The organism is Streptococcus mitis, assembly GCF_946190335.1.
Taxonomy (GTDB): Bacteria; Bacillota; Bacilli; order Lactobacillales; family Streptococcaceae; genus Streptococcus; species Streptococcus mitis_CH.
This window is the reverse complement of sequence record NZ_CAMHZN010000014.1, coordinates 1-236: the sequence shown is the minus strand read 5'-3', so window position 1 is coordinate 236 and position 236 is coordinate 1. Positions and strand designations below refer to the sequence as shown.

Genomic DNA, 236 nt, shown 5'->3' with positions numbered 1-236 from the left:
TTGGGCGCGTAGCTCAGGTGGTTAGAGCGCACGCCTGATAAGCGTGAGGTCGGTGGTTCGAGTCCACTCGTGCCCATAAAGTTTGGTCCGTTGGTCAAGGGGTTAAGACACCGCCTTTTCACGGCGGTAACACGGGTTCGAATCCCGTACGGACTATTTTGGAGGATTACCCAAGTCCGGCTGAAGGGAACGGTCTTGAAAACCGTCAGGCGTGTAAAAGCGTGCGTGGGTTCGAA

At 55.5% G+C, this 236-nt stretch carries 2 tRNA genes; both read left to right on the top strand.

The annotated features are described in order from the left end of the window. Positions 1 to 2 precede the first annotated feature (2 nt). Positions 3 to 76: transfer RNA gene (locus N8O43_RS09610), tRNA-Ile, on the top strand. A gap of 8 nt (positions 77 to 84) precedes the next feature. Next, positions 85 to 156: transfer RNA gene (locus N8O43_RS09605), tRNA-Glu, on the top strand. Positions 157 to 236 lie beyond the last annotated feature (80 nt).